The organism is Streptomyces sp. NPDC051913, from assembly GCF_044593635.1.
Classification (GTDB): domain Bacteria; phylum Actinomycetota; class Actinomycetes; order Streptomycetales; family Streptomycetaceae; genus Streptomyces.
Genome location: NZ_JBIUCI010000007.1, coordinates 376,145 through 401,055, shown reverse-complemented (window position 1 = coordinate 401,055; position 24,911 = coordinate 376,145). Strand labels below are relative to the sequence as shown.

General features: G+C 70.6%; 22 protein-coding genes. 11 read left to right on the top strand and 11 right to left on the bottom strand.

Annotated elements, in window-relative coordinates; genetic code table 11:
- Nucleotides 1–44 precede the first annotated feature (44 nt).
- The 5 genes from lspA to ACIHIX_RS23700 all read left to right on the top strand — a co-directional run bounded on the left by lspA (nt 45) and on the right by ACIHIX_RS23700 (nt 4,581).
- Nucleotides 45–641 (top strand): signal peptidase II, encoded by a 597-nt coding sequence (gene lspA / locus ACIHIX_RS23720; RefSeq protein WP_399959264.1) that lies wholly within the window; start codon nt 45–47, stop codon nt 639–641.
- Nucleotides 642–699: 58 nt separating this feature from the next.
- Entirely contained in the window at nt 700–1,644 is a 945-nt protein-coding gene (locus tag ACIHIX_RS23715; RefSeq protein ID WP_399959262.1) for an RluA family pseudouridine synthase, read from the top strand.
- Entirely contained in the window at nt 1,641–2,111 is a 471-nt protein-coding gene (locus ACIHIX_RS23710; RefSeq protein WP_399959260.1) for a GNAT family N-acetyltransferase, read from the top strand. The genes ACIHIX_RS23715 and ACIHIX_RS23710 overlap by 4 nt, the downstream gene beginning before the upstream one ends.
- Before the next feature lie 73 nt (nt 2,112–2,184).
- The gene (locus ACIHIX_RS23705; protein WP_399959258.1) at nt 2,185–3,771 is read left to right on the top strand and encodes a Na+/H+ antiporter; all 1,587 of its coding nucleotides are present in this window, start codon (nt 2,185–2,187) and stop codon (nt 3,769–3,771) included.
- 69 nt (nt 3,772–3,840) lie between these two features.
- Complete coding sequence (locus ACIHIX_RS23700; RefSeq protein ID WP_399959256.1) at nt 3,841–4,581, top strand: SDR family NAD(P)-dependent oxidoreductase; 741 nt, start codon at nt 3,841–3,843, stop codon at nt 4,579–4,581.
- A gap of 3 nt (nt 4,582–4,584) precedes the next feature.
- Here the strand turns inward: ACIHIX_RS23700 and ACIHIX_RS23695 are convergent, their stop codons facing one another.
- Nucleotides 4,585–5,700 (bottom strand): mechanosensitive ion channel family protein, encoded by a 1,116-nt coding sequence (locus ACIHIX_RS23695; protein WP_399959254.1) that lies wholly within the window; start codon nt 5,698–5,700, stop codon nt 4,585–4,587.
- Nucleotides 5,701–5,730: 30 nt separating this feature from the next.
- Here ACIHIX_RS23695 and ACIHIX_RS23690 point away from each other — a divergent pair, with 30 nt between their 5' ends.
- The gene (locus ACIHIX_RS23690; protein WP_399959252.1) at nt 5,731–6,300 is read left to right on the top strand and encodes a dienelactone hydrolase family protein; all 570 of its coding nucleotides are present in this window, start codon (nt 5,731–5,733) and stop codon (nt 6,298–6,300) included.
- Between the two features lies 1 nt (nt 6,301).
- Here ACIHIX_RS23690 and ACIHIX_RS23685 read toward each other — a convergent pair whose 3' ends face one another.
- The 5 genes from ACIHIX_RS23685 to ACIHIX_RS23665 form a co-directional block, all read right to left on the bottom strand.
- Nucleotides 6,302–7,288, bottom strand: a complete 987-nt coding sequence (locus tag ACIHIX_RS23685) for a zinc metalloprotease (protein ID WP_399959250.1) — start codon at nt 7,286–7,288, stop codon at nt 6,302–6,304.
- 176 nt (nt 7,289–7,464) lie between these two features.
- Complete coding sequence (locus tag ACIHIX_RS23680; protein ID WP_399959248.1) at nt 7,465–9,123, bottom strand: alkaline phosphatase D family protein; 1,659 nt, start codon at nt 9,121–9,123, stop codon at nt 7,465–7,467.
- Nucleotides 9,124–9,204: 81 nt separating this feature from the next.
- Nucleotides 9,205–10,017: a DsbA family protein gene (locus ACIHIX_RS23675; RefSeq protein WP_399959246.1), complete on the bottom strand. Its 813-nt coding sequence runs from the start codon at nt 10,015–10,017 to the stop codon at nt 9,205–9,207.
- An 83-nt stretch (nt 10,018–10,100) separates the two neighbouring features.
- A complete protein-coding gene (locus ACIHIX_RS23670; protein ID WP_399959244.1) occupies nt 10,101–10,793 on the bottom strand; it encodes a hypothetical protein in 693 nt (230 codons plus the stop codon).
- 91 nt (nt 10,794–10,884) lie between these two features.
- The gene (locus tag ACIHIX_RS23665; RefSeq protein WP_399959243.1) at nt 10,885–12,210 is read right to left on the bottom strand and encodes a DUF2252 domain-containing protein; all 1,326 of its coding nucleotides are present in this window, start codon (nt 12,208–12,210) and stop codon (nt 10,885–10,887) included.
- A gap of 202 nt (nt 12,211–12,412) precedes the next feature.
- On the opposite strand from ACIHIX_RS23665, the gene dnaE reads away from it, so the two are divergent.
- Nucleotides 12,413–15,952 carry a DNA polymerase III subunit alpha gene (gene dnaE, locus ACIHIX_RS23660; RefSeq protein WP_399959241.1) on the top strand — a complete coding sequence of 1,180 codons (3,540 nt, stop codon included), beginning with the start codon at nt 12,413–12,415 and terminating at the stop codon, nt 15,950–15,952.
- 106 nt (nt 15,953–16,058) lie between these two features.
- Here dnaE and ACIHIX_RS23655 read toward each other — a convergent pair whose 3' ends face one another.
- Nucleotides 16,059–16,223 (bottom strand): hypothetical protein, encoded by a 165-nt coding sequence (locus ACIHIX_RS23655; RefSeq protein WP_165951132.1) that lies wholly within the window; start codon nt 16,221–16,223, stop codon nt 16,059–16,061.
- Nucleotides 16,224–16,447: 224 nt separating this feature from the next.
- Here ACIHIX_RS23655 and ACIHIX_RS23650 point away from each other — a divergent pair, with 224 nt between their 5' ends.
- From ACIHIX_RS23650 to ACIHIX_RS23635, 4 genes are all read left to right on the top strand, one after another.
- The gene (locus tag ACIHIX_RS23650) at nt 16,448–17,656 is read left to right on the top strand and encodes an NYN domain-containing protein (protein WP_399959239.1); all 1,209 of its coding nucleotides are present in this window, start codon (nt 16,448–16,450) and stop codon (nt 17,654–17,656) included.
- Nucleotides 17,657–17,763: 107 nt separating this feature from the next.
- A complete protein-coding gene (locus ACIHIX_RS23645) occupies nt 17,764–18,738 on the top strand; it encodes an ABC transporter ATP-binding protein (RefSeq protein WP_399959429.1) in 975 nt (324 codons plus the stop codon).
- A 130-nt stretch (nt 18,739–18,868) separates the two neighbouring features.
- Nucleotides 18,869–19,690 (top strand): ABC transporter permease, encoded by an 822-nt coding sequence (locus ACIHIX_RS23640; RefSeq protein WP_399959237.1) that lies wholly within the window; start codon nt 18,869–18,871, stop codon nt 19,688–19,690.
- Between the two features lie 34 nt (nt 19,691–19,724).
- Nucleotides 19,725–20,390, top strand: coding sequence for an AAA family ATPase (locus ACIHIX_RS23635; protein ID WP_399959235.1), 666 nt, complete (start codon nt 19,725–19,727; stop codon nt 20,388–20,390).
- Nucleotides 20,391–20,639: 249 nt separating this feature from the next.
- Here the strand turns inward: ACIHIX_RS23635 and ybaK are convergent, their stop codons facing one another.
- The 4 genes from ybaK to ACIHIX_RS23615 all read right to left on the bottom strand — a co-directional run bounded on the left by ybaK (nt 20,640) and on the right by ACIHIX_RS23615 (nt 24,832).
- The gene (gene ybaK / locus ACIHIX_RS23630; protein WP_399959233.1) at nt 20,640–21,146 is read right to left on the bottom strand and encodes a Cys-tRNA(Pro) deacylase; all 507 of its coding nucleotides are present in this window, start codon (nt 21,144–21,146) and stop codon (nt 20,640–20,642) included.
- Between the two features lie 19 nt (nt 21,147–21,165).
- Entirely contained in the window at nt 21,166–21,906 is a 741-nt protein-coding gene (locus tag ACIHIX_RS23625) for an LON peptidase substrate-binding domain-containing protein (protein WP_399959231.1), read from the bottom strand.
- A gap of 11 nt (nt 21,907–21,917) precedes the next feature.
- Complete coding sequence (locus ACIHIX_RS23620) at nt 21,918–22,940, bottom strand: hypothetical protein (RefSeq protein ID WP_399959229.1); 1,023 nt, start codon at nt 22,938–22,940, stop codon at nt 21,918–21,920.
- Nucleotides 22,941–23,269: 329 nt separating this feature from the next.
- On the bottom strand, nt 23,270–24,832 hold the full coding sequence (locus ACIHIX_RS23615; protein WP_399959227.1) for an oxidoreductase: 1,563 nt from the start codon (nt 24,830–24,832) through the stop codon (nt 23,270–23,272).
- Between the last annotated feature and the right edge of the window lie 79 nt (nt 24,833–24,911).

Below are 24,911 nucleotides of genomic sequence, written 5' to 3'. Positions count from 1 at the left end.
CCGTACCCTCGTCCTCAGTCAGGCACCTAGGTTGAGGGACTCACGTGACCGAAGCGGAGCGCATGATCGGTACGCCGGACACCCCTGAGGGGGGCGGGGCCGAGCCGGAGCGGGCAGCCGGGCAGGAGGGCGTCGAGGAGCGACCCCGGCCCAGGGGCAAGCGCCGGATCGCCGTGCTGTTCGCCGTCGCCGCCTTCGCGTACCTCCTCGACCTCGGCAGCAAGCTGCTCGTCGTGGCCAAGCTGGAGCACCACGCGCCGATCGAGATCATCGGGGACTGGCTGAAGTTCGAGGCGATCCGCAACGCGGGCGCCGCTTTCGGCTTCGGTGAGGCCTTCACCGTGATTTTCACGGTGATCGCGGCGGCCGTGATCGTGGTCATCGCCCGCCTCGCCCGCAAGCTCTACAGCCTGCCCTGGGCGATCGCCCTCGGCCTGCTGCTGGGCGGAGCGCTCGGCAACCTCACCGACCGGATCTTCCGCTCGCCCGGCGTCTTCGAGGGCGCGGTCGTCGACTTCATCGCGCCGAAGCACTTCGCGGTGTTCAACCTGGCCGACTCGGCGATCGTGTGCGGCGGCATCCTGATCGTGCTGCTGTCCTTCAAGGGCCTCGACCCGGACGGGACCGTCCACAAGGACTGAGCCCCGGTTTTCCACAGGCTCGTGCGGGGTGCCGGATCCGGTCCGGCATACTCGACGGGTGAGCACGATTCCCGAGATCCGAACCCTGCCCGTGCCGGACGGCCTGGAGGGCGAGCGCGTCGACGCTGCCATCTCCCGGATGTTCGGCTTCTCCCGCACCAAGGCGGCCGAGCTGGCGGCGGCGGGCAAGGTCCAGGTCGACGGGGCCGTGGTCGGCAAGTCCGAGCGCGTGCACGGCGGCGCCTGGCTGGAGGTCGAGATGCCCGGCGCGCCCGCGCCCGTGCAGATCGTCGCCGAGCCGGTCGAGGGCATGGAGATCATCCATGACGACGACGACGTGGTCGTCATCGTCAAGCCCGTAGGGGTCGCCGCCCATCCGTCGCCCGGCTGGACCGGCCCGACCGTCATCGGCGGCCTCGCCGCCGCCGGGTACCGCATCTCGACCTCCGGTGCCGCCGAGCGCCAGGGCATCGTGCACCGCCTCGACGTCGGCACCTCCGGCCTGATGGTGGTCGCCAAGTCCGAGCGCGCGTACACCTCGCTCAAGCGCCAGTTCAAGGAGCGCACGGTCGACAAGCGCTACCACACCCTCGTCCAGGGCCACCCGGACCCGACGAGCGGCACCATCGACGCCCCCATCGGCCGCCACCCGAACCACGACTACAAGTGGGCGGTCACCGCCGAGGGCAAGGCGTCGATCACGCACTACGACCTCATCGAGGCGTTCCGCGCGGCCTCCCTGCTCGACGTGAAGCTGGAGACGGGCCGCACCCACCAGATCCGCGTCCACATGGCCGCCCACCGCCACCCCTGCGTCGGTGACCTCACCTACGGTGCCGACCCGACCCTCGCCAAGCGGCTGCGCCTGACCCGGCAGTGGCTGCACGCGGTCCGCCTGGGCTTCGAGCACCCCGGGGACGGGCAGTGGGTCGAGTTCGCCAGCGACTACCCGGAGGACCTCCAGCAGGCCCTCGACCAGGTCCGCGAGGAGACGTACGCGTGAGCCGGCCGTCGTACACCGTGCGGGTCGCCGAGGACCCCGCCGACCGGGAGATGTGCTTCGCCGTGCGCAAGCAGGTCTTCGTCGTCGAGCAGGGCGTCCCGGAGGACCTGGAGTACGACGCGTACGACGCCGTGGCGGTGCATGTGCTGGCCGTGCGGGACGACGGGGTGGCGCTGGGCACCGGGCGGCTGCTGTTCGGTCCCCGGGCTGCCGAGAAGGTCGGCGGCGATCTCACCCTGGGCTCGCTGGGGCGGCTCGCGGTCGCCGAGGAGGCGCGCGGTCTCGGCGTGGGCGTGGCGCTCGTACGGGCCATCGAGGACGCGGCACGCGCGCGGGGGCTCGCGGCGGTGGATCTGCACGCGCAGACCCACGCGCTGGGGTTCTACGAGCGGCTCGGGTACGAGGCGTACGGGCCCGAATACCTGGAGGCGGAGATTCCGCACCAGGGGATGCGGCGCGCGCTGTAACTGATCGGCGCGGCCGTCATGGCAGGCTGGATGGCTGGAGATTCCTGCTCGTCCGACCCGCCGGAGCCTGACCGTGGATCAGTTGGCCCTGCTGTTCATGCTGTTGCTCGGGGCCGTGGTGAGCGTCCCGGTGGGGGACCGGTTCAAATTGCCGGCGCCGGTGCTCATGACGCTCCTCGGCATAGTGCTCGCGCTGCTCGACTTCGTGCCCAACGTCGACGTCGCGCCCGATCTGATCCTGCCGCTCCTGCTGCCGCCGCTGCTCTACGCGGCCGTACGCCGCACCTCCTGGCGGCAGTTCGCGGCCAACGTACGGCCGATCCTGCTGCTGGCCGTGGCGCTGGTGTTCGTCACCACCGTGTGCGTGGCCGCCGTCGCCCATGCCATCGTGCCGGGGCTGCCGATCGCCGCCGCCGTGGCGCTCGGCGCGCTGGTCGCGCCGCCCGACCCGGTCGCGGCGACCGCCGTCGCCGGGCAACTGGGGCTGCCGCGGCGGCTGGTGTCGATCCTGGAGGGCGAGGGGCTCTTCAACGACGTGACGGCGATCGTGCTGTACCACGTGGCGATCGCCGCGGCCGTCAGTGGCTCCTTCCACACCGGCGAGGCCGCCCTTGAGCTGGTGCTGTCCGCGGTCGTCGCCCTCGTCGTGGGGGTGGTCCTCGGCTGGTGCGCCAACAAGCTGATGGACCTGCTCGACGACACGACCCTCCAGATCGGGCTCACGCTCCTGGTGCCGTACGCCTCCTACGTCATGGCCGAGGAACTGCACGGCTCCGGGGTGCTCGCGGTGCTCACCACCGCGCTGTTCCTCGCCGAGTACGCCACCGACCCCGACGACGTGGCCACCCGGCTCGCCGGGCACACCTTCTGGGACATCGTCGACACGCTCGTCACCGGCGTGGCCTTCGGGCTGATCGGCCTCGAACTGCACAACGCCGTCCGTACCGCGTCCGGGCGGTGGGGCGAGATGCTCGGCTGGGCCGCCGCGATCGTCGCGGTCGTCGTCCTCGTACGCCTGCTGTGGCTGCTGCCCGCGACCTGGGTCGCCAAGCGGCTGCACGCGAAGCAGGACTACGACGAGGAGATCCCGATGACCTGGCGGGAGACCGTCGTCATGTGGTGGTCGGGGATGCGGGGAGTGGCGTCCGTGGCGCTGGCGTTGGCGATCCCGCTGAAGACCGAGGACGGGGGCGCCTTCCCCGACCGGGACGAGATCGTGTTCATCGCGTTCGGCGTCATCATGGCGACCCTCGTGCTCCAGGGGCTGACCCTGCCGTGGCTGGTCAAGAAGCTCGGCGTGAAGGCCGACACCGCGCGGGAGAAGGAGTTCGAGAAGACCCTCGCGATCCGGGCCGCCAAGGCCGCCAAGCGGCGGCTGAGGGAGATCGAGGAGGTCGAGGAGCTGCCGGAGGAGCTGTCCGAGCAGATGCTGCGGCGGGCCTTCGACATCGGCGTGCGGATCAGTCCCGACATGGGCGACGAGGAGCGGCGCGAGGCGCATCAGCAGCGGGTGAAGCGGTTGAAGCGGGTGCGGCGGATCCAGGGCGAGATGATGAGCGCCGCGCGGCACGAGGTGATGGCGGCGCGCAGTGAGCCGGGGGCGGATCCGGAGGTCGTGGACCGGGTGTTGAGGCACCTCGACGTGCGCAGTCTGCGCTGACCTGGCAGTCGTATGACCTTCGTGTGAACACGGATGACGGGAGCCGCCGCCCCTTTTTAGGGTGGGTTCATGGCTCGCAACGTGGTGATCAGTGGTGGTGGAACGGGAATCGGGCTCGCCGCGGCCCGTGTCTTCGCGGCGGACGGGGATCGAGTGCTGCTCCTCGGGCGGCGCAAGGAAGTGCTGGAGGAGGCCGGGGTGCCCGGGGCGCTGACGTATGCCGCCGACCTCAGTGACACGGCCGATGTGCGCGGGGTGGCCGAGTTCGTCGGGCGGCAGCTCGGGGCCGTGGACGTCCTGGTCCACAGTGCCGGGGGGACCGGGCAGCTCGAACCGGCCGTCGCCGGTGACGATCCGCTGGATGCCGTCGCGCACAACTGGACCGTCAACTTCCGGCTCAATCTGCTGACCGCCGCGCTGCTCACCGAGGCCCTCAAGGACCGGCTCGCCTCGCCCGGCGGGCGGGTGCTGTTCGTCAGCTCCATCGCCGCCTACCGGGGGTCGGGGAGCGGGGCGTACGCGGCGGCCAAGGCCGGGCTCCATCCGTACGCCCATGACCTGGCGCGGGATCTCGGGCCGCGCGGCATCACCGTGAACGTCGTCGCGCCCGGCTACATCGAGGACACCGAGTTCTTCGGCGGCGCCATCGACCCCGCCCGGCGCGAGCGGCTCATCGACGACACCGCCAACGGCCGCGCCGGGAACCCCGGGGACATCGCACAGACGCTGCACTGGCTGTCCTCGCCCGGCGCCGGCCATGTGACGTCACAGATCGTGCAGGTCAACGGGGGCGCCGAGCGGGGGAATTGACGGTCAGCGGCTCTGCCTCGGGGGCTCGTGCATCCGGCGGGGCGCGCCGTCCGGGGAGGCGGACGGGCGGGCGCCGTTCGAGCCCGGGGGCAGGGCCGAGTCGGCCGTGTTGACGCGGGGCAGGGCGTAGGGGTGGCGGGCGGTCAGCCAGCGGATCATCTGCTCGCGGACCGTGACCCGCACCTTCCAGATGTCGTCGGCGTCCTTGGCGGTCACCAGGGCCCGCACCTGCATGGTGTTGGGCGTCGAGTCCGTGACCGTCAGATCACAGGCGCGGCCGTCCCACGCCGGGCACTCGCGAAGGATGTCGCGGAGTTTCTCGCGCATCGCCTCCATCGGCGCCGAGTGGTCCAGATGCCAGTAGACGATGCCGGTCATCTGGGCCCCGCCGCGCGACCAGTTCTCGAAGGGCTTCGAGGTGAAGTACGACACAGGCATGGTGATCCGGCGCTCGTCCCAGGTCCTGACCGTCAGGAACGTGAGGGTGATCTCCTCGACCGTGCCCCATTCGCCGTCCACCACGACCGTGTCCCCTATGCGGACCATGTCGCCGAACGCGATCTGCAGCCCCGCGAACATGTTGCTCAGCGTGGACTGTGCCGCGACACCGGCGACGATGCCGAGGATGCCGGCCGAGGCCAGCAGCGAGGCACCGGCCGCGCGCATCGCCGGGAACGTCAGCAGCATCGCGGCGGTCGCCACGACGGCGACGACCGCGGTGACCACCCGTGTGATGAGGGTCACCTGGGTGCGGACCCGGCGGACCCGGGCGGGATCACGCTGGGCACGGGAGTAGCGCGTGTACGTCGTCTCCACGACCGCCGCCGCGATCCGGATCATCAGCCACGCCGTCGCCCCGATGAGGACCAGCGTCAGGGTCCGGCCGATACCGACCCGGTGCTCCACCAGCACCCGTGCCTCGTCGTACGACCCTCTGAGCAGGGCCGCGAAGATGACGAGCTGGTAGGGGATGCGGCCGCGGCGCAGCAGACCCCACAGCGGGGTCTCGCTCTGCCGTTGGTCGGCCTTGCGCATCAGCAGATCGGTGGCCCAGCCGATGAGAAGCGTGAGCACGACCGAGCCACCGACGACGATCAGCGGGCGCAGTACGTTCTCCATGCCTCCGACCGTACTGGCACGATGGGGCTCATGAACATCATGCTCTTTCACTCGACGTACGGTCTGCGGCCCGCGGTGCGCGCGGCGGCGGACCGGCTGCGCGCCGCCGGACACCAGGTCTGGACGCCGGACCTCTTCGAGGGCAGCACGTTCGAGACGGTCGAGGAGGGCATGGAGTTCAAGGACAGCCTCGGCAAGGACGAGCTGCTGAAGCGTGCCGTGCTGGCCGCCGCGCCCTATTCGGAGCGGGGGCTCGTCTACGCCGGGTTCTCGTTCGGCGCCTCCGTCGCGCAGACCCTCGCTCTCGGCGACGACAAGGCGCGCGGGCTGCTGCTTCTGCACGGCACCTCGGACATCGCGGCCAACGCGGCCGTGGACGAGCTGCCGGTCCAGCTGCATGTCGCCGAGCCGGACCAGTTCGAGACGGACGACTGGCTGAGTTCCTGGTATCTCCAGATGGGCCGCGCCGGCGCGGACGTGGAGATCTACCGGTACGCCGGGGCCGGCCACCTCTACACCGACCCCGACCTGCCCGACTACGACGAGGAGGCCGCCGAGGCCACCTGGCGGGTGGCGCTCGGTTTCCTCGACTCGCTCTAGGTCAGCCTGCGCGGTAGGCCGCGAAGCTCTGCTGCATGCGCGTCACCTGGCCCGAGGTGAACTGGTACATGCAGTTGTCGTACGTGTAGTCCATGAAGTTGTGGATCGGGTCGACGCCGGTCTTGTTGGTGCAGCTGTCGCGGCCGGTCGGGCACTCGTAGGCCGCGCTCTTCTCGGCCGGGGTGTCGCTGACGTAGTCGCCGTTGCCGTTACAGCCGCCCTGGAAGGTGTGGTACAGCCCCATCCAGTGGCCGACCTCGTGGGTGGCGGTGTCGCCCTCGTTGTAGTTGGTCGCCGAGCCGCCGGGCAGGGACGTGTCGAGGATGACGACACCGTCCATGGACGGGCTGGACTTGTAGGAGCTGGGGAAGGTGGCCCAGCCGAGGAGGCCGCCGCCGAGGTTGGCGGTGTAGATGTTGAGCGCGTTCGCGCCGCCCTTGCGCAGGGCGGTCTTCATCGCCTTCTCCGCCGCGGAGCCGGAACCGACGTTGTACCAGGTGGCGTTGTCGGTGTAGTCCGTGCCGGCCAGCGTGAACTGGTAGCCGGAGTCGACGTTTCCGGTGCCCTGGCCGGCGTAGGCCGCGTTCAGGACGTTCATCTGGGCGGTGATGGCGGACGAGCTGAGGTTGCCGGTGGCGCCGTCGTGGATGACGTGGAAGTACACCGGGATGCTGGTGGAGGCCGCGGCGGCGAGGCTGCGGCTGCCGGACTTCGGCAGCTTGTCGAGCTTGGCCTTGAGGTCGGCGTTCATCGCCTGGGCCTTGGCGGCGGTGACCTCGTTGGGCTCGGCGACGTGTTCGCCGCTGCCCGGGCGGGACTCGCGGGCCGCCGCGTGGGTGTCCGTGTCGGCGCAGTCGGCGGCCGGAGTCTGGGCCGCGGCGATTCCGGTGGGTGCCGACAACGGGGTGAGCATCAGGGTTCCGGCCACAACGGCCGTGCCGAGAAGGCGTCTGCGCATAGTGGGGGATATCCGGGCGAGCGCACGCATTCTGACTCCTAGCGGATGCGTTGGGGAGAGCGGACGCAGGGGTCTTCCTGGCCGCCGCCCGGAGATTACGTGTACATGCCCAGCCTGTAAATGCCTTCCGATCACCTTCTGACCGGCCAAGGGGCGCGGCCGTATACGAACACGGGCCGCGCCCCTCGCCGTTGGCTGGAACCTGACTACACGGGGTCGTAAGTCCGTTCGACCTTCTGCGTGCCGGACTTCGTGCGGTATGAACGGGCCCAGGACGAGGTCGCGTTGGCCTTCGTCTTGTCGGACAGGACGTAGTAGTCCATCTGCGCGCGGTCGGCGGTGATGTCCAGGACGCCGTAGCCGTGGCGATCGGTGTCGACCCAGTGGACATGCCGGTTGGCCAGCTTGATGATCGGCGCGGCGACCGCGGAGACCGTGCCCTCGGGGACCTTCACGAGGTCGTCGAGGTTGTCCGAGGTCACCGAGGTGACGACGAACTCGGTCGCGGCCGAGGCCGACAGCGGGTACGTACCGGCGTCCACCGGCACGTCGTTGGCCCACGCCATGTGGATGTCACCGGTCAGGAACACGGTGTTGCGGATGGCGTTCGAGCGCAGATGGGCCAGGAGTTCACGGCGGTCGTCCGTGTAGCCGTCCCACTGGTCGGTGTTGAGGGCGAGGCCCTCCTGCGGCAGGCCCAGCAGCTTGGCGAGCGGCTTGAGCAGGTCGGCGGAGAGCGAGCCGATCGCGAAGGGCGAGATCATCACCGAGTTGCCGACCAGCCGCCAGGTGGTGTCGGAGGACTTCAGTCCCGCCTTCAGCCAGTCCAGTTGGGCCCGCCCGGTGAGGGTGCGGTCCGGGTCGTCGACCGAGCCGTTCCCGACGGAGACCTGCTGCGAACGGAAGGATCGCAGGTCGAGGAGGGACAGGTCGACCAGCTTGCCGAAGCGCAGCCGACGGTAGGTCGTCCCCGCGATCGCCGGGCGCACCGGCATCCACTCGAAGTACGCCTGCTTGGCGGCCGCCTGGCGCGCGGCCCAGGCGCCCTCCGCGCCCTCGGTGTGGTTCTCCGCCCCGCCCGACCAGGCGTCGTTGGCGAACTCGTGGTCGTCCCAGATCGCGACGACCGGGGCCACCGCGTGCAGCGCCTGAAGGTCGGCGTCGGTCTTGTACTTCCCGTGCCGGACGCGGTAGTCGGCGAGGCTGAGGATCTCGTGGGTCGGCGCGTGCTGCCGTACGACGGTGTCGCGCGTGCCGTACTCGCCGGTGCCGTACTCGTAGATGTAGTCGCCCAGATGGAGCCAGGCGTCCAGGTCGCCGCGGGCCGCGAGATGGCGGTACGACGCGAAGTAGCCGGCCTCCCAGTTGGCGCAGGAGACCACGCCGAAGCGGAGGTTCGTGACGGCCGCGTCCGCCGCCGGCGCGGTGCGGGTGCGCGCCGCCGGGGAGTCGGTGCCGCCCGCGGAGAAACGGAACCAGTAGTGCGTGGCGGGGGCGAGGCCGCGCACGTCGGCCTTGACGGTGTGGTCGGAGGCGGCGGTCGCGGTGACCGAGCCCTTGGCGACGATGTTCGTGAACGCCTTGTCCAGGGCGACGATCCAGCTCACCTCGGTGTCCGGGCCGAGCCCGGAGCCGGGTATCGCCGCGGCCACGGGGGTCACCCGGGTCCACAGCAGGATGCCGTCGGGAAGCGGGTCGCCGGAGGCGACGCCGTGCAGGAAGGCGGGGGCCTCGTCGGCGGCGCCGGCGGGGAAGGGGGTCGCGACGAGGACGGCGCCCGCGGTGGCGGCGGCGGCCTTGACGACCGTACGGCGGCGTGGCGCCAGGGAGTTGAGGCGCTCGGATGCTCTGTGTCTACTGGTCACGACCGATCAGGTTACTGATCGGTATGAACGAGAGCGGGCGAACCGGTGAAAGTTCGCCCGCTCTTTGACCGAAGGCCTGGATCAGGCCTTCAGGGCCGCCTCGAGCGCGGTGTTGAACTCGGCCACCGTCATCGGCGCGCTCTCGCCGTCGGAGCCGGTCAGGTTCTTGCCGTCCATCTGCAGGGTCGGGGTGCCGCCCACGCCGGCCTTGTCGAAGACCTTGGACTCCTCCAGCGCCCACCTGTCGTAGGTGCCGTCCTTCACGTCCTTCTGGAACTGCTTGTTGTTCTTCAGGGCGTCGACCGTGTTGGCGATCTTGATGAGGTAGGCGTCGTCCTTGAACTTGTCGTCGGTCTCCTCGGGGTGCCACTTCGTCGAGTACAGCGCGGTCTTGTACTCGAGGAAGGCCTCGGGGCTGACGTTGAGCGCGGCGCCGAGCGCGCTGAGGGCGTTCTTGGAGCCCTCGCCGGTCAGCTTGTCGTCCAGGAAGGTGGCGCCGACGTACTGGATCTTGAACTTGCCGGCGTCGAGGTCCTTCTTCACGGTCGGGCCGACCGTCTGCTCGAACTGGGCGCAGACCGGGCAGCGCGAGTCCTCGTACATGACGAGGGTCTTCTTGGCGCTGCTCTTGCCGATGACGACGGTCGTGCCGTTCGTGCCGGTGGTGTTGGCCGGCTTGACGAGCTTGTCGTTCTTGGCGTCTTCCCAGTAGCCGGGCTTGTTGTTCTGGACGACGGCGTAGCCGATGCCTCCGGCTATCGCGAGGACGCCCACTATGGAGCAGGCGACGATGACCTGCCGCTTGATCTTGTCGCGCTTGGCCTGGCGCTCGCGTTCCTGGCGCAGACGCTCGCGCGCCGCCGTCTTCGCCGCCTGGCTGTTCCGCTTGCTCATGGGTGATCTCCGTAAGGGGACGCGCACACGTCGTGTGCGGATACGTAAGAGGGAGTGGTGGTGCTCGGTGCTGTTCGGGTGGGTCAGGCGAAAGCGACCGAGCACGGCGGTCCACGCCGTCCCAGGGAGTGCACGAGGATCCGGTCGCGCGCGGTGGCCGTACGGCGACCGGGGTGTCGCGGGCGGCGCGGCGCCGGGGTGCGACGGACCGCGACCGCGGCGACCGCCAGCAGCAGCGGGCGGAACGTCGTCGCCGTCACCGCGCCGAGCAGCTGGGCCAGCGCCCGCTCGCCGCGGCGCAGCCAGCCGGCGGCCAGCAGACCGACGCCGATGTGCGCGCCGAGCAGCAGCCAGGCGGCCTGCGGGTCGGCGTGGGCGAGAAGGGTCGCGAGACGGTCGGTGTCGGTGCCCGTGACGCGGGCCAGAGGGCTGCCGACGCTGGTGCCGTCACCGCAGAACACGTCCCAGCCGACCGAGCGCAGCGGTCCCGCGACGGGGCCGCCCGCGGCGCCGTAACAGACGTGCTGCCCGGTGGTGAGGGCCGTGTCCGCGGCCAGCTCCAGCGGGACCAGCAGGGCGGCGATCCGGCCGAAGCTCCGCTCCCGGCCGGCCAGCGCGTACGCCACGGCGAACACGGCGGCCGCGACCAGGGCCACCGTGTTCAGCGGGAGCGGGGCCCGGGACAGCAGCACGTGCGACGCGGTGCTGAGCGTCACGACGAGTGCCGTGAACAGCGCCGCGCGGAGCGCTCGTAGCTGGGTCCCGGATATGTCCATAGCGGAGAGAGTGTGTCACGCGGGCCCGTAAGGGACCCCTAAAAAGTCCCTGTGAGCGGTCCTATCGTTATCGATCCCACAGGGAGGCGCGCTACAGACCCGGGATCCGGCCGTTGCGGAACAGGTCGACGAAGATCTGGTGGTCGGTACGCGCGCGTGCGCCGTAGTCGTGCGCGAAGGAGACCAGGAGCTCCGCGAAGCCGTCCTCGTCCGCCGCGATCGCCGCGTCGATGGCCCGCTCGGTGGAGAACGGCACCAGGGACTCGCCGGACTGGTCGTCCGCCGCCGCGTGCATGGTGGCCGTCGCCCGGCCGAGGTCGGCGACGACCGCCGCGATCTCCTCCGTGTCGTCGATGTCGCTCCAGTCCAGGTCCACCGCGTACGGCGAGACCTCGGCGACCAGCTGCCCCGCCCCGTCCAGCTCGGTCCAGCCCAGCCACGGGTCGGCGTGCGCCTGGAGGGCGCGCTGGGAGATCACCGTGCGGTGGCCCTCGTGCTGGAAGTAGCCGCGGATCGCCGGGTCGGTGATGTGCCGGGAGACGGCCGGGGTCTGGGCCTGCTTGATGTAGATCACGACGTCGTTCTCCAACGCGTCGCTGTGGCCCTCCAGGAGGATGTTGTACGACGGGAGCCCCGCCGAGCCGATGCCGATCCCGCGCCGGCCGACGACGTCCTTCACCCGGTAGGAGTCCGGGCGGGCCAGCGAGGTCTCCGGCAGGGTCTCCAGGTAGCCGTCGAAGGCCGCCAGCACCTTGTAGCGCGTGGCCGCGTCCAGCTCGATGGAGCCGCCGCCCGGGGCGAAGCGGCGCTCGAAGTCACGGATCTCCGTCATCGACTCGAGCAGCCCGAAGCGGGTCAGCGAGCGGGCGTCGCGCAGCGCGTCCAGGAGCGGGCCCTCGGCGGTGTCCAGGGTGAAGGGCGGCACCTCGTCGCTCTTGGCGCCGGTCGCCAGCGCGTGGATGCGCTCGCGGTACGCGCCCGCGTACACCCGCACCAGCTCGGTGATCTGCTCGTCGCTGAGTGCCTTCGCGTACCCGATGAGGGCGATGGAGGCGGAGAAGCGCTTGAGGTCCCAGGTGAAGGGGCCGACGTAGGCCTCGTCGAAGTCGTTGACGTTGAAGATCAGTCGGCCGTTGGCGTCCATGTACGTGCCGAAGTTCTCGGCGTGCAGGTCGCCGTGGATCCACACGCGCGAGGTGCGCTCGTCCAGGTACGGGCCGCCTCGCTTGTCCGCTTCGAGGTCGTTGTAGAACAGGCACGCCGTACCCCGGTAGAAGGCGAACGCCGAGGCTGCCATCTTGCGGAACTTCACGCGGAACGCGGCCGGGTCGGCGGCCAGGAGCTCGCCGAACGCGGTGTCGAAGACGGCGAGGATCTCCTCGCCGCGAGGCTCGTCGTTGAGCTGCGGTACCGACATCGCTGGGTGCCTCCTGGTGCATGTGTACGACAGCGTTTCTGTCGTCTCAACGGGCGGGAGCGGACGAAAGTGCCCACGGAATCCCTCGCTGTGAAGGTACGCGGGGCGGGCCCCGGAGTGTCAGTGCCGAGGCATAGACTTCCGAGCTGTCCCCCGAACTGTGCGCCAGCCGTCGCCGACTGTTTTCCCTGGAGGCCAAACCGTGTCGAAGCCGCCGTTCACGCACCTGCACGTCCACACCCAGTACTCCCTGCTGGACGGTGCCGCGCGGCTGAAGGACATGTTCGACGCGTGCAACGAGATGGGCATGACCCATATCGCCATGTCCGACCACGGCAACCTCCACGGGGCGTACGACTTCTTCCACACCGCGAAGAAGGCCGGGGTCACGCCGATCATCGGCATCGAGGCCTATGTCGCCCCCGAGTCCCGGCGCAACAAGCGCAAGATCCAGTGGGGCCAGCCCCACCAGAAGCGGGACGACGTCTCCGGTTCGGGTGGTTACACCCACAAGACGATCTGGGCGGCGAACGCGACGGGCCTGCACAACCTCTTCAAGCTGTCCTCGGACGCCTACGCCGAGGGCTGGCTGCAGAAGTGGCCCCGGATGGACAAGGAGACCATCTCCCAGTGGTCCGAGGGCCTCATCGCCTCCACCGGCTGCCCCTCCGGCGAGCTCCAGACCCGGCTGCGCCTCGGCCAGTTCGACGAGGCCCTGAAGTCGGCCGCCGAGTACCAGGACATCTTCGGCAAGGACCGCTACTTCCTGGAGCTGATGGACCACGGCATCGAGATCGAGCACCGGGTCCGTGACGGCCTGCTGGAGATCGGCAGGAAGCTCGGCATCCCGCCGCTGGTGACGAACGACTCGCACTACACGTACGCGCACGAGGCGACGGCCCACGACGCGCTGCTGTGCATCCAGACCGGCAAAAACCTCTCCGACCCGGACCGCTTCAAGTTCGACGGCACCGGCTACTACCTGAAGTCCACGGACGAGATGTACGCCGTCGACTCCTCCGACGCCTGGCAGGAGGGCTGCCGCAACACCCTCCTGGTCGCCGAGCAGGTCGACACCGCCGGCATGTTCGAGGCCAAGAACCTCATGCCGAAGTTCGACATCCCCGAGGGCTACACCGAGGTCACCTGGTTCCGCGAGGAGACCATGCGCGGCATGGCCCGCCGCTTCCCGGACGGCATCCCGGACGACCGCATGAAGCAGGTCGAGTACGAGATGGACACCATCATCTCGATGGGCTTCCCGGGCTACTTCCTCGTGGTCGCCGACTTCATCATGTGGGCCAAGAAGCAGGGCATCGCGGTCGGCCCGGGCCGAGGCTCCGCGGCCGGTTCCATCGTCGCCTACGCCATGGGCATCACCGACCTCGACCCGATCCCGCACGGCCTGATCTTCGAGCGGTTCCTCAACCCCGAGCGCATCTCCATGCCCGACGTCGACATCGACTTCGACGAGCGTCGGCGCGTCGAGGTGATCAGGTACGTGACGGAGAAGTACGGCTCCGACAAGGTCGCCATGATCGGCACCTACGGCAAGATCAAGGCCAAGAACGCGATCAAGGACTCCGCGCGCGTGCTGGGCTACCCGTACGCGATGGGCGACCGCCTCACCAAGGCCATGCCCGCCGACGTCCTCGGCAAGGGCATCGACCTCGACGGCATCACCAACCCCTCGCACCCGCGCTACAGCGAGGCCGGCGAGATCCGCGCGATGTACGAGAACGAACCGGACGTGAAGAAGGTCATCGACACCGCCAAGGGCGTCGAGGGCCTGGTCCGGCAGATGGGTGTGCACGCGGCCGGCGTGATCATGTCCAGCGAACCCATCGTCGACCACGCCCCGATCTGGGTGCGGCACACCGACGGCGTGACCATCACGCAGTGGGACTATCCGCAGTGCGAGTCGCTCGGCCTGCTGAAGATGGACTTCCTCGGCCTGCGCAACCTGACGATCATGGACGACGCCGTCAAGATGGTGAAGTCCAACAAGGGCATCGACCTCGACCTGCTGGCCCTGCCGCTGGACGACCCCAAGACCTTCGAACTCCTCCAGCGCGGTGAGACGCTCGGCGTCTTCCAGTTCGACGGCGGCCCCATGCGCTCCCTGCTGCGCCTGATGAAGCCCGACAACTTCGAGGACATCTCCGCCGTGTCGGCCCTGTACCGGCCGGGCCCGATGGGCATGGACTCGCACACCAACTACGCGCTGCGCAAGAACAAGCTCCAGGAGATCACCCCGATCCACCCCGAGCTGGAGGAGCCGCTCAGGGAGGTCCTGGACGTCACCTACGGCCTGATCGTCTACCAGGAGCAGGTGCAGAAGGCCGCCCAGATCATCGCCGGGTACTCGCTCGGCGAGGCCGACATCCTCCGCCGCGTGATGGGCAAGAAGAAGCCCGAGGAACTGGCCAAGAACTTCACCATCTTCCAGGCGGGTGCCCAGAAGAACGGCTACAGCGACGAGGCCATCCAGGCCCTGTGGGACGTCCTGGTCCCGTTCGCCGGCTACGCGTTCAACAAGGCGCACTCCGCCGCGTACGGCCTGGTCTCGTACTGGACCGCCTACCTCAAGGCGAACCACCCCGCCGAGTACATGGCCGGACTGCTCACCTCGGTCAAGGACGACAAGGACAAGTCCGCGATCTACCTCAACGAGTGCCGGCGCATGGGCATCAAGGTGCTCCCGCCGAACGTGAACGAGTCGGTGCACAACTTCGCCGCCCAGGGCGACGACGTGATCCTCTTCGGCCTCGAAGCGGTGCGCAACGTCGGTACCAACGTGGTCGAGTCGATCATCAGGAGCCGCAAGGCCAAGGGGAAGTACGCCTCCTTCCCCGACTACCTCGACAAGGTCGAGGCGGTCGCCTGCAACAAGCGCACCACGGAGTCGCTGATCAAGGCGGGCGCCTTCGACACCATGGGGCACACCCGCAAGGGCCTCACCGCGCACTTCGAGCCGATGATCGACAACGTGGTGCAGGTCAAGCGCAAGGAGGCCGAGGGCCAGTTCGACCTCTTCGGCGGCATGGGCGAGGAGGAGACCAGCGAGCCCGGCTTCGGACTCGACGTCGAGTTCACCACCGACGAGTGGGACAAGGCCTATCTGCTCGCCCAGGAGCGGGAGATGCTCGGTCTCTACGTCTCCGACCACCCGCTCTTCGGCCTGGAGCACGTGCTGTCCGACAAGGCCGACGCGGGCATCGCCCAGCTCACCGGAGGTGAGCACGCGGACGGCGCGGTCGTCACCATCGGCGGCATCATCTCGGGCCTCCAGCGCAAGATGACCAAGCAGGGCAACGCCTGGGCGATCGCCACCGTCGAGGACCTCGCCGGCTCCATCGAGTGCATGTTCTTCCCGGCGACCTACCAGCTGGTGTCGACCCAACTCGTCGAGGACGCCGTCGTGTTCGTCAAGGGCCGCCTCGACAAGCGCGAGGACGTCCCCCGCCTCGTCGCGATGGAACTCCAGGTCCCCGACCTGTCCAACGCGGGCACCAACGCCCCCGTGATCCTCACCATCCCGGCAACCAGGGTCACCCCGCCGATGGTCAGCCGCCTCGGCGAGATCCTCAGTCACCACAAGGGCGAGAGCGAGGTCCGGATCAAGCTCCAGGGCCCGACCAGGACCACGGTGCTGCGCCTCGACCGGCACCGGGTCAAGCCGGACCCGGCGCTCTTCGGCGACCTGAAGGTCCTGCTCGGCCCGTCCTGCCTGGCCGGTTAGCCGTACGCGTACACGTCGAGAGGGCGCATCCGGGGGTCCGGACGCGCCCTCTCTGTGTGCCTGGGTCTCAAGGACCCGTGGGTCTCGACAACCCGTTATGCAGATGTCAGTTGTGACCGAAGCGCTTCTGCTTGCCCTTGCGGGCCATGTCACCCGGAGTCACCTGGGTCATGCGCTGCTCGGCCTGCGCCTCCATCGAGGACTGCTGGGCCTGCTGCTGACCACGCTCGGACTGCGGCTGCTTACGGTCACGGTTCTTGTTCTTGGCCATGGTGATCTGCCTCCTGAGGGGGATCTAGGGGCCAGGGCCGCGACCAGATTCACATAGGCTGACAAAGAACGCATTTCGGATAATTACCGTGTGTGACAAGGGCTGTCGCTCGGCGATGCCTCGAAACGCCACGCCGAAGATCGAGTTCCGGCCGTTAACCTCCGCGCGGTCGGGCAGACTCGAAGGAAGCCCGAAGCAAACCTCCCGGGAAGAGGGTGAGTCGCGTGGACCGCTGCATCGTCCTGGTGGACGCCGGGTATCTGCTGGGGGCGGCGGCCAGTCTCCTCGCCGGAGAGCCCTCCCGCTCCCGCATCACCGTGGATCACGCCGCCCTCATCCAGGGCCTGCGCGAACGCGCGGAGTCGGACACGGAACGGCCGCTGCTGCGCATCTACTGGTTCGACGGCGCCCCCGACCGCGTCCCCCAGCCGGAACACCGCCGCCTGCGGGTCATGCCCCGCGTCACCGTCCGGCTCGGCGCCCTGACCCGCAGCGACGGACGCTGGGCGCAGAAGGGCGTCGACGCCGCCATGCACGCCGAACTCACCGAGCTGGCCCGCAACCGCGCCTGCTCCGACATCGTCCTCGTCACCGGCGACGGCGACCTGCTGCCCGGCATGATGGCCGCCAAGGAGCACGGCGTCGCCGTACACCTGTGGGCCGTGCAGGCCGCCGACGGCGACTACAACCAGTCCGAGGACCTCGTCGCCGAGGCCGACGAACGGCGCGTCCTGGACCGGACGTGGATCACCAAGGCCGTCCGCGCCAAGGATCTCGGCGGGATCTGCGCACCGCCGCCCGCGCCGCGCCCCGAGATCGCCGCGATCCTGTCCGCGCCGCTGCCCGAGTCCGCGCTCGCCGCCGCCGCAGAGCGCTCCGCCGAGGAGGGCGAGCACGCCCCCGCCGCGGAGAACGGCACCCAGGAGCGGGTGCCCGCGCCCAAGGGCGTGCCCACCCCCAAGGACCTCGCCGCCCTGCGTGCCCCCGGCGTCCAGCCCCAGCACCCCGCCAACGCGACCCTGCGCTGGTCCTCCGACAAGGGCTGGGTCGACCGGCCCGGCGGCGCCGCCGAACCGCCCGAGGTCGCCTCCATGCCCACGCTCGCCCAGCTCACCACCGCCGAGCAGCGCTGGGCCGACCGCGAGGAGGACATCACGACCGTCGGCGGCGACCCCTACGAGGTGGGGCAGGTCTTCGCCCGGCGCTGGATGGAGCGGCTCGGCGACCAGGGCCAGCTGCAGAAGCTGTCGGGCATGTACCCGCGCGTCCCGCACCGCATCGACGGTGAGCTGCTGCGCTACGCCGCCCGCTTCGGACTGCTCGCCCACAAGGACGACCAGATCGACGAGCACGACCGGTATGCCATCCGGGCCGGGTTCTGGCGCGAGATCGACGTCCGCACGTCCGCCGAGCACGCGCCCGCGGGGGAGTGAAACGGCACATACCCCGCCCCCAAGGGCGGGCGGAGCTTGTCGACCCCGTAGTCTCGTCCCTTGTGAGTACGCGCGCGGGACAGGCTATTCGGCAGGGCGGCGACGTCGTGTGCGCCGTGCGCGGACTGACCAAGACCTATCCCGCGGTACGCGGCAGACGCGGCGTTCCCGCGACGCCCGAGGTGCGGGCCACCGACGACGTACGGCTCGACGTCCGCCGCGGTGAGATCTTCGGGCTGCTCGGCCCGAACGGCGCCGGCAAGTCCACCCTCGTACGGCAGATGACCGGTCTGATGCGGCCCGACAGTGGCAGCGTGGAGATCCTCGGGCACGACATCGTGCGCCACCCGGAGCGGGCCGCGCGCATCCTCGCCTACCTCGGCCAGGAGTCCACCGCCCTCGACGAACTCACCGTGTCGCTGGCCGCCGAGACCACCGGACGGCTGCGCGGCCTGGAGGCGCGTGCGGCGCGGGCCGAGCGGGACGCCGTACTCGACGAACTCGGGCTCACGTCGCTCGCCGGGCGGGCGATCAAGAAGCTGTCCGGCGGGCAGCGGCGGCTCGCGTGCTTCGCCGCCGCGCTGGTCGGGGAGCGGTCGCTGCTGGTGCTCGACGAGCCGACCACCGGCATGGACCCGGTGGCCCGGCGGGCCGTGTGGGCGGCCGTGGACCGGCGGCGGGCCGAGCGCGGGACGACCGTGCTGCTCGTCACCCACAACGTCATCGAGGCCGAGACCGTGCTCGACCGGGTCGCGGTCCTCGACCGCGGGCGGGTGATCGCCTGCGACACCCCCGTCGGGCTCAAGGAGCAGGTCGCCGGGGAGGTCCGGGTCGACCTCGTGTGGCGCGAGGCCGCCCCGCTGCACGTCCCCGAGGTCGCCGCGCTGCACGACCGGGCCGTCGAGGCCGGACGGCGCTGGACGCTCCGGCTCGCCCCCGAGGAGGCGCGCGCGGTCGTCGCCACCGTCACCGGCGGGGCCGCCTTCGCCGCCCTCGACGACTTCACGCTGGCCACGCCCAGCCTGGAGGACGTCTATCTGGCGCTGGGCGGCGCGGCCCGGCAGGGGCTGGTGAAGGCGTGAACGCTTGGAAGGCTCTTGAGTCGGGCTTGAGTGAGCGGGCCGTAGCATCCGTACGGAGAGGGAACGGGGCGAACGCGTTCGCCGACAGATCCCCCTCAGTGACCCCGTTGGTGAAAGGGAGCAGCGCCACGTGAGTGTCGTACCCGCCGAGGTGCTGCCGGGCGGCGCCCTGGCCGTCGAGGAGACGGACCGGGACGTGGCCGAGCTCGGGCCGCGTGCGCGGCTGTGGCCGGCGCTCGTGGCCGTCTACCGGGCCCAGCTGTCGCGGGCCCGGGTCGCGCGCATCCCGCTGCTGTTCGTGGCGACCTTCCAGTCCGTCGGGATCATGATCCTGATGCGCGGGGTCGTGGACGGCGGGGCCGAGGCGCAGGCCGTGGTCGCGGGCTCGGCGGTGCTCGTCGTGGCCTTCGTCGCGCTCAACCTGCTCGCCCAGTACTTCGGGCAGCTGCGGGCGAGCGGGGGCCTGGACCACTACGCGACCCTGCCGGTGCCGCCCGCCGCTGTGGTGCTCGGGGCGGCGGGGGCGTACGCCTCCTTCACCGTGCCGGGGACCGTCGTGACGGCCGTGTTCGGCTGCGTGCTGTTCGGGCTGCCGATGGCGCATCTGTGGGTGCTCGTCGCGGTGATCCCGCTCGCCGGGGCCGCGCTGGCCGGGCTCGGGGCGGCCTTCGGGCTGCTCGCGCCGCGGCCGGAACTGGCTACGGTGCTCGGTCAGTTGGGCATGTCCGCGGCGCTCCTGCTGGGTGTGCTGCCGGCCGACCGGATGCCGGAGGGGGTGCGGTTCCTGCGGGATCTGCTGCCCTCGACGTACGGCGTCGAAGCCTTCGCGCGGACCTTCGGGCCGCATCCCGACTGGGCGTTCGTCCTCGGCGACCTGGCCGTCTGCGGGGCGGTCGGGGTCTTCTCGCTGGGCGTCGCCACCTGGGCGTATCGTCGGGCGGCCGTCCGGTGACGCGCCGCACAGACGGGCCTGGCACGATGTCAGGGTGACCGCACCGCTGACTCCTCCTCCGCCGCCGAGCGACCCGTCTCCGCACCAGGCCTGGCAGGCGCCGCCGCCGTACGGTGCCGGTGGGCCCGGAAGCCTGTACGAACAGGACGGCCCTGGAATGAAGACCGAACTGCGGGAAGCCGCCGTGATCGCGGTGGCGTCGGCGCTGGCCGGGCTGCTGCTCGGGGTGCTGTGGTGGTGGCTGGCCCCGCATGTGCCGCTGGTCGGGGACATCGTCGAGAAGCGCTGGGTCGTCTACCTCAAGGACACCGAGGGGGAGCAGGCGATCGGCGTCGACGGAACGTTCACGCTGCTCGGGCTCGCGTTCGGTGTCGTGAGCGCGTTCGTGGTGTTTCTGCTGCGGCGGCGTGGGGGTGTGCCGCTGGTGGTGGCGCTCGGGGTCGGGGGGCTGCTCGGGTCGCTGCTCGCGTGGCGGGTCGGGATCTGGCTCGGGCCCGCGCAGGATGTGCTGGCTCACGCGAAGTCCGTGGGCAAGGGGGTGACGTTCTCGGCGCCGCTGAAGTTGGGCGCGAAGGGGGCGTTGCTGGCGTGGTCGTTGGGGGCGCTGGTGGTGCACCTCGGGCTTACGGGGCTCTTCGGGCCGCGGGACCCTGAGGTGCCGTACGGGGCGGGGCCGTACGGGGCGAAGCCGCAGGCGTAGTTCGTCGGGTGCCCTGGGTGGGGGCTGGCCGGGGGTGGGTCTCGCTCGCCCGCGCTTGCGGGATGCCGCTGCGCCCACCCGTGCCGCCCCAGCGGCACGACTGCCCGCAGCTGGGGCGGAGAGGCAGGAAGGGCTACGCCGGGCGCCTGCCGTGGTTTGAGCGGCCCTTCTTGATGCGCCACTTTCGCTTTCGCGTTTTTTTCGACATGTTCCTCGTACTTAACCGAGGAACGGACCCGCGTCGAGAGGTCAGGCGCGGCCGATGGGGGCCAGTACCGCTTCCGTGAGCTTCGTCAGGTCCTCGGGGGACAGCTCGACCTCCAGGCCTCTGCGGCCCGCCGAGATGCAGATCGTGGGGTGGGTGGTGGCGGAGGCGTCCAGGACCGTGGGGAGCTTCTTGCGCTGGCCCAACGGGGAGATGCCGCCTCGGACGTAGCCCGTGGTGCGTTCGGCGAGCGTCGGGTCGGCCATCGCGGCCCGCTTGCCGTTGACCGCCGCCGCCAGCGCCTTCAGATCCAGCTGGCCCGCCACCGGGACCACGGCCACCGTCAGCGTGCCGTCCACGTCCGCCACGAGGGTCTTGAAGACGCGCTCGGGGGACACGCCCATCGCCTCGGCCGCCTCCTCGCCGTAGGAGGGGTGGCTCGGGTCATGGTCGTAGGCGTGGACGGTGTACTCCACTCCCGCCGCCGTCAGCGCCACCGTCGCGGGGGTGCCGCCCTGCTGCTGCGCCTGCTTCTTCGACTTCTTCGCCATCGGTCGTCGTCCCCCGGCCTCAGTTCAGACTCGTCGGGCCGCGCGTCAGATCGGACGCGGGCAACGACGGCAGGTTACGGATGATCGCCGTCTCGGTGCGAAGGAGTTTCAGCTCGTCGCGCAGCCGGGACGCGGTGTCCGGGGCCTGGAGGAGGCGCTGTTTGGTCGGGGTGTCGAGCATCATCGCCGCCGCCACCAGGTAGGAGACGACCGCCGGTTCGTCCGGCAGTTCCGAGCCGGAGGTGAGCGAGCGTTCACGGGCGCCCGCCAGGCGTTTCTGATACGAGCGGAAGGCCCTCAGGACCCCTTCGGCCAGGGCGCCCGCCTCCTCGCCCCGCTCCTCCGGGAGCTCCTCCAGCTCCGCGACGAGGTAGGGCCCCGACGCGTCGACGGACACCAGCTTCACGCGGGTCGTGCCGGTCGCCAGGACCTCGAACGTGCCGTCGGCCCGCTCCCTGATCGTCGCCGCGTCCGCGATGCAGCCGGTGCCGTGGAACGCCTTGAGCGGCTCGGTGCCGAAGCCCGCCGCCGGGCCGCGCTCGGGCGCGGACGTGGGATCGGGCATGCCCGGTTCACTCGCCGCCACCTCGTGGCCGTCGCGGATGGCGACGACGGCGAAGCGGCGCGGTTCGTCCTCGGGGGTTTTCAGAAGGTCGCGCATCATGGCGCGATAGCGCCCCTCGAAGACATTCAACGGGAGCACCAACCCCGGGAACAGTACCGAGTTCAGGGGGAAGAGCGGGAGCCGGACGGTGGTCACGGCGCAAAAGCCTAATGGTCGCGGGAGTGTGCACGTCCTCGGTGCCCACTCCGTGGATGCCCGGAGGCCGACCTGAGGCGGAGTTCCTCCCGCAGTTCCAGGAACCGGCCCAGCGGGTCGTCGGAGACCAGCTCCCAGGGGAACGAGGTCGCGTACGGGCCGATCCGGCGCAGTTGCTCCAGGGCTTCCGGCCGGCGGTCCAGCAACGAGAGGACGTACGTCAGCTTGTTGCGCATCTCGGCCGGCCACGGGTCCGCCGCCGGGAACCGCGCCGACAGCGCGATCGCCCGGTCGGCCGCCGCGTCCAGCCGGGCCCGGGGTATGTCCGGGCCGCAGCCGTCGGTCAGATAGGCGAGCACCGCGCGGGTCGGCAGGGCCTGGACGAGGGAGTCGGCGGGGGCGTCCTGCGCGGCGGTCTCCGCGAAGTCGAGGCACTCGTGGTGCGAGCCGTGCCAGGAGTCGGCGAGGTAGCGCAGGGCGGCGGCGTGGCAGCCGTAGTGGTGGGGCGCGCGGCGGATCGCCGCCTCCCACAGCTCCTCGAAGTACTTGTGCCCGGCGTTCGAGCCGTGCGCGTGGTCCAGCGCTATCCGCCACGGCACCGGATCCCGGTCGTCCCCGCGGGCGGCGGCCGTGATCAGCGGGCTCACCTCGCGCAGCAGTTCCGCCCTGGCGGGCGAGGGCCAGGCGCGGGTCACGGCGAGCTGGGCGCCGAGCACCAGCAGGTCCGGGTCGTGCGGGGCGGCCGTACGCCAGGCGTCGAACCACTCGGGGCGCGCGCACGCGAAGGACGCCAGGCGTACGACGTACCGGTCGCGGTTCTCCCAGGCGCCGCTCGCGCGGGTCGTGGCGAGCAGGGTGGCCGCGACCTCGTACGATCCCTGCCCCGCGGCCACGAGGGCGGGGCCGAGCAGGTCGTCGGGCGCGTCGAGGAGCACCTCGTCGTCGGCCGGCAGCGCGACAGGCGGGTGCTCGACGGTCCTGGCCGTCCGGGAGGCGCGGACGAACGGGGGCAGTAGAGCCATGGTGTCGACCATTGAAAAGCCGCAGGTCGGGGAAGCGCCAGAGGTTCTCGGCAATGTGAGGAAAGTTGTACGCCGTCCGGTCAAGAGCCGGTAAAAAGGTTACTGTTCAACAACTGTTCGATCGCTGTGCACCCGTCACTCGCGGCACACGGGCCTAGGGCCTGTCCGGCGGATCAGGTCGCAGGAAAGCCGCGGCGCCTCATCGACGCCGGTGAGCGGGGGCTGGCGCGTCGGAGTGCAAGGCGGAGGAGGGCGGCGACGCGGAGCGTCGGCAACCGACGACAACGCCGCAGGCCGGCGTGCCAGCCCCCGCGTCTGCGGCATGATCCGCCGGACAGGCCCTAGTTGCGTCTCAGCAGCCTCGTCGCCCCCGCCGCCACGGTCGTCGCGAGGATCCAGCCCAGCAGGATCATCGCAGCCGCCAGCCACTGCCAGCCGCCGCGCAGTTGCCAGAAGCCGACCTGGCCCAGGTCGATGACCGGCAGGAGCAGGTCGAGGGCGAACAGGGTCGCGTTCCAGTGCGGGACCTCGCCGCCCTTGAGCGGCGGATGGGCGGCGTGCGCGAAGGCCAGCGAGCCCGCCGCCCACAGCAGCGCCATCCACACCAGGGCGCGCCCGGGCCGGTAGCCGTAGGCGACCGTCCAGTCCTGCGCGTACCCCCACAGCTTGGCGGCCGGCGGCAGGGTCTCGCGGCGGCGGCGCTGCTTGGCGAGCAGCACCTCGCGCGCGTCCTCGTCCTCGCCGCCGGCCCGCAGCACGGTCGCGAGGCGCTCGTACGGCTCCGGGTTGTACTCGGCGGTCGCCGCGGCCACCCAGGCCAGCCGCTCCTCCAGCGGGAACGGACCTCTGGGCACCAGGTTCTCGTAGCCGAAGCCGCCCATGTGGAGACGGCCCGGGCCCGGCCAGCTGTCCGTGCGGTCCATCAGGTTCACCACCCGCGCCCCCGACAGCACGACCATGCCGCGCGCCGGAGCCTTCCCGAGGAAGCGCAGCTCGGGCGTCTGGATGCGGCGCAGCGACAGCTCCTGGTCGTCGGTGAGGGTGAAGCGGGCCTGCTCGAAGTCGACCGCGTCCCCGAACCGACCGTCGTCCAGGCGCAGCCCGCCCTCGCAGGTGAAGCGCTGGATGCGGGTGCCCTGCGCCGGGGTCGCCCCGCTCAGCAGCGGGCTGCCGATGCCCGCCGGGGTCAGGTACATCGAGCGCCCGACCGTCAGCTGCGGGGCGTTGAGCGCGAGGCGCGTGTACGGGTTGGCCAGCTTCGCGCCGCGCAGACTCAGCGAGACGCCGACCTTGGCGCTGCGCAGACTCAGCTCGCCGTGCGACTCGAGGAGCTCGGCCTGGAGATCCTGGCCCACGGTCATGCCGTCGGCGGCGATCGAACGGCCGCTGCGGTCCCGGTAGACGATCGCCTGGTTGAGCAGCAGATCGGTGCCGATGTGGGCGTCGGTGAGCCGTACGCCGTTGTGGAACCGGCAGCGGGGCAGATGCAGATCGCCCTCGGTGTGGACGCGGGCCGCCTCCAGGCGCGGCACCGAGCAGTCCACCATCCGCATGGTGGTGAAGCGGGCCTCCGGCAGCAGGACGTCCCGCTCGAACCGGCAGCCCTTCAGCTCCACGTACGGCACCACGATGCCGCCCGCCAGGTCCAGCGGGCCGCTGATCTGCACACCGGCCAGCTTCAGCGACGACACCCGGCCGGCCAGCGCGGGCGGTCCGTCCAGCAGCAGCCAGCACACGATGCGGGCCCGCACGGTCCGCTCGGGCCCCCAGGGGTGCCCGCCGTGCGGATCGTCGACGACCGCGTCGCCGCTGCTCAGGTCGTACACGCTGCCGTTGCGGAACGCCTGCCACATGCCGGCCTCGGCAGGCGTCAGATCGTCCGGCAGCTCCCCCTCGGTCACCACTCCTCCAATCGCGTACGCATCCCCGTGATGCCCGTTCGGTCACCCCCGAAGCACAGGACGTGAAGGCGATCTTCCGGGT

Bases quoted from the DNA above. Each gene is read 5' to 3' on its own strand.
- ACIHIX_RS23700 (WP_399959256.1), top strand. From the start codon at position 3,841: ATGGCTCGCAACGTGGTGATCAGTGGTGGTGGAACGGGAATCGGGCTC.
- ACIHIX_RS23695 (WP_399959254.1), bottom strand. From the start codon at position 5,700: ATGGAGAACGTACTGCGCCCGCTGATCGTCGTCGGTGGCTCGGTCGTG.
- ACIHIX_RS23690 (WP_399959252.1), top strand. From the start codon at position 5,731: ATGAACATCATGCTCTTTCACTCGACGTACGGTCTGCGGCCCGCGGTG.
- ACIHIX_RS23685 (WP_399959250.1), bottom strand. From the start codon at position 7,288: ATGCGTGCGCTCGCCCGGATATCCCCCACTATGCGCAGACGCCTTCTC.
- ACIHIX_RS23675 (WP_399959246.1), bottom strand. From the start codon at position 10,017: ATGAGCAAGCGGAACAGCCAGGCGGCGAAGACGGCGGCGCGCGAGCGT.
- ACIHIX_RS23670 (WP_399959244.1), bottom strand. From the start codon at position 10,793: ATGGACATATCCGGGACCCAGCTACGAGCGCTCCGCGCGGCGCTGTTC.
- ACIHIX_RS23665 (WP_399959243.1), bottom strand. From the start codon at position 12,210: ATGTCGGTACCGCAGCTCAACGACGAGCCTCGCGGCGAGGAGATCCTC.
- ACIHIX_RS23655 (WP_165951132.1), bottom strand. From the start codon at position 16,223: ATGGCCAAGAACAAGAACCGTGACCGTAAGCAGCCGCAGTCCGAGCGT.
- ybaK (WP_399959233.1), bottom strand. From the start codon at position 21,146: ATGGCGAAGAAGTCGAAGAAGCAGGCGCAGCAGCAGGGCGGCACCCCC.
- ACIHIX_RS23620 (WP_399959229.1), bottom strand. From the start codon at position 22,940: ATGGTCGACACCATGGCTCTACTGCCCCCGTTCGTCCGCGCCTCCCGG.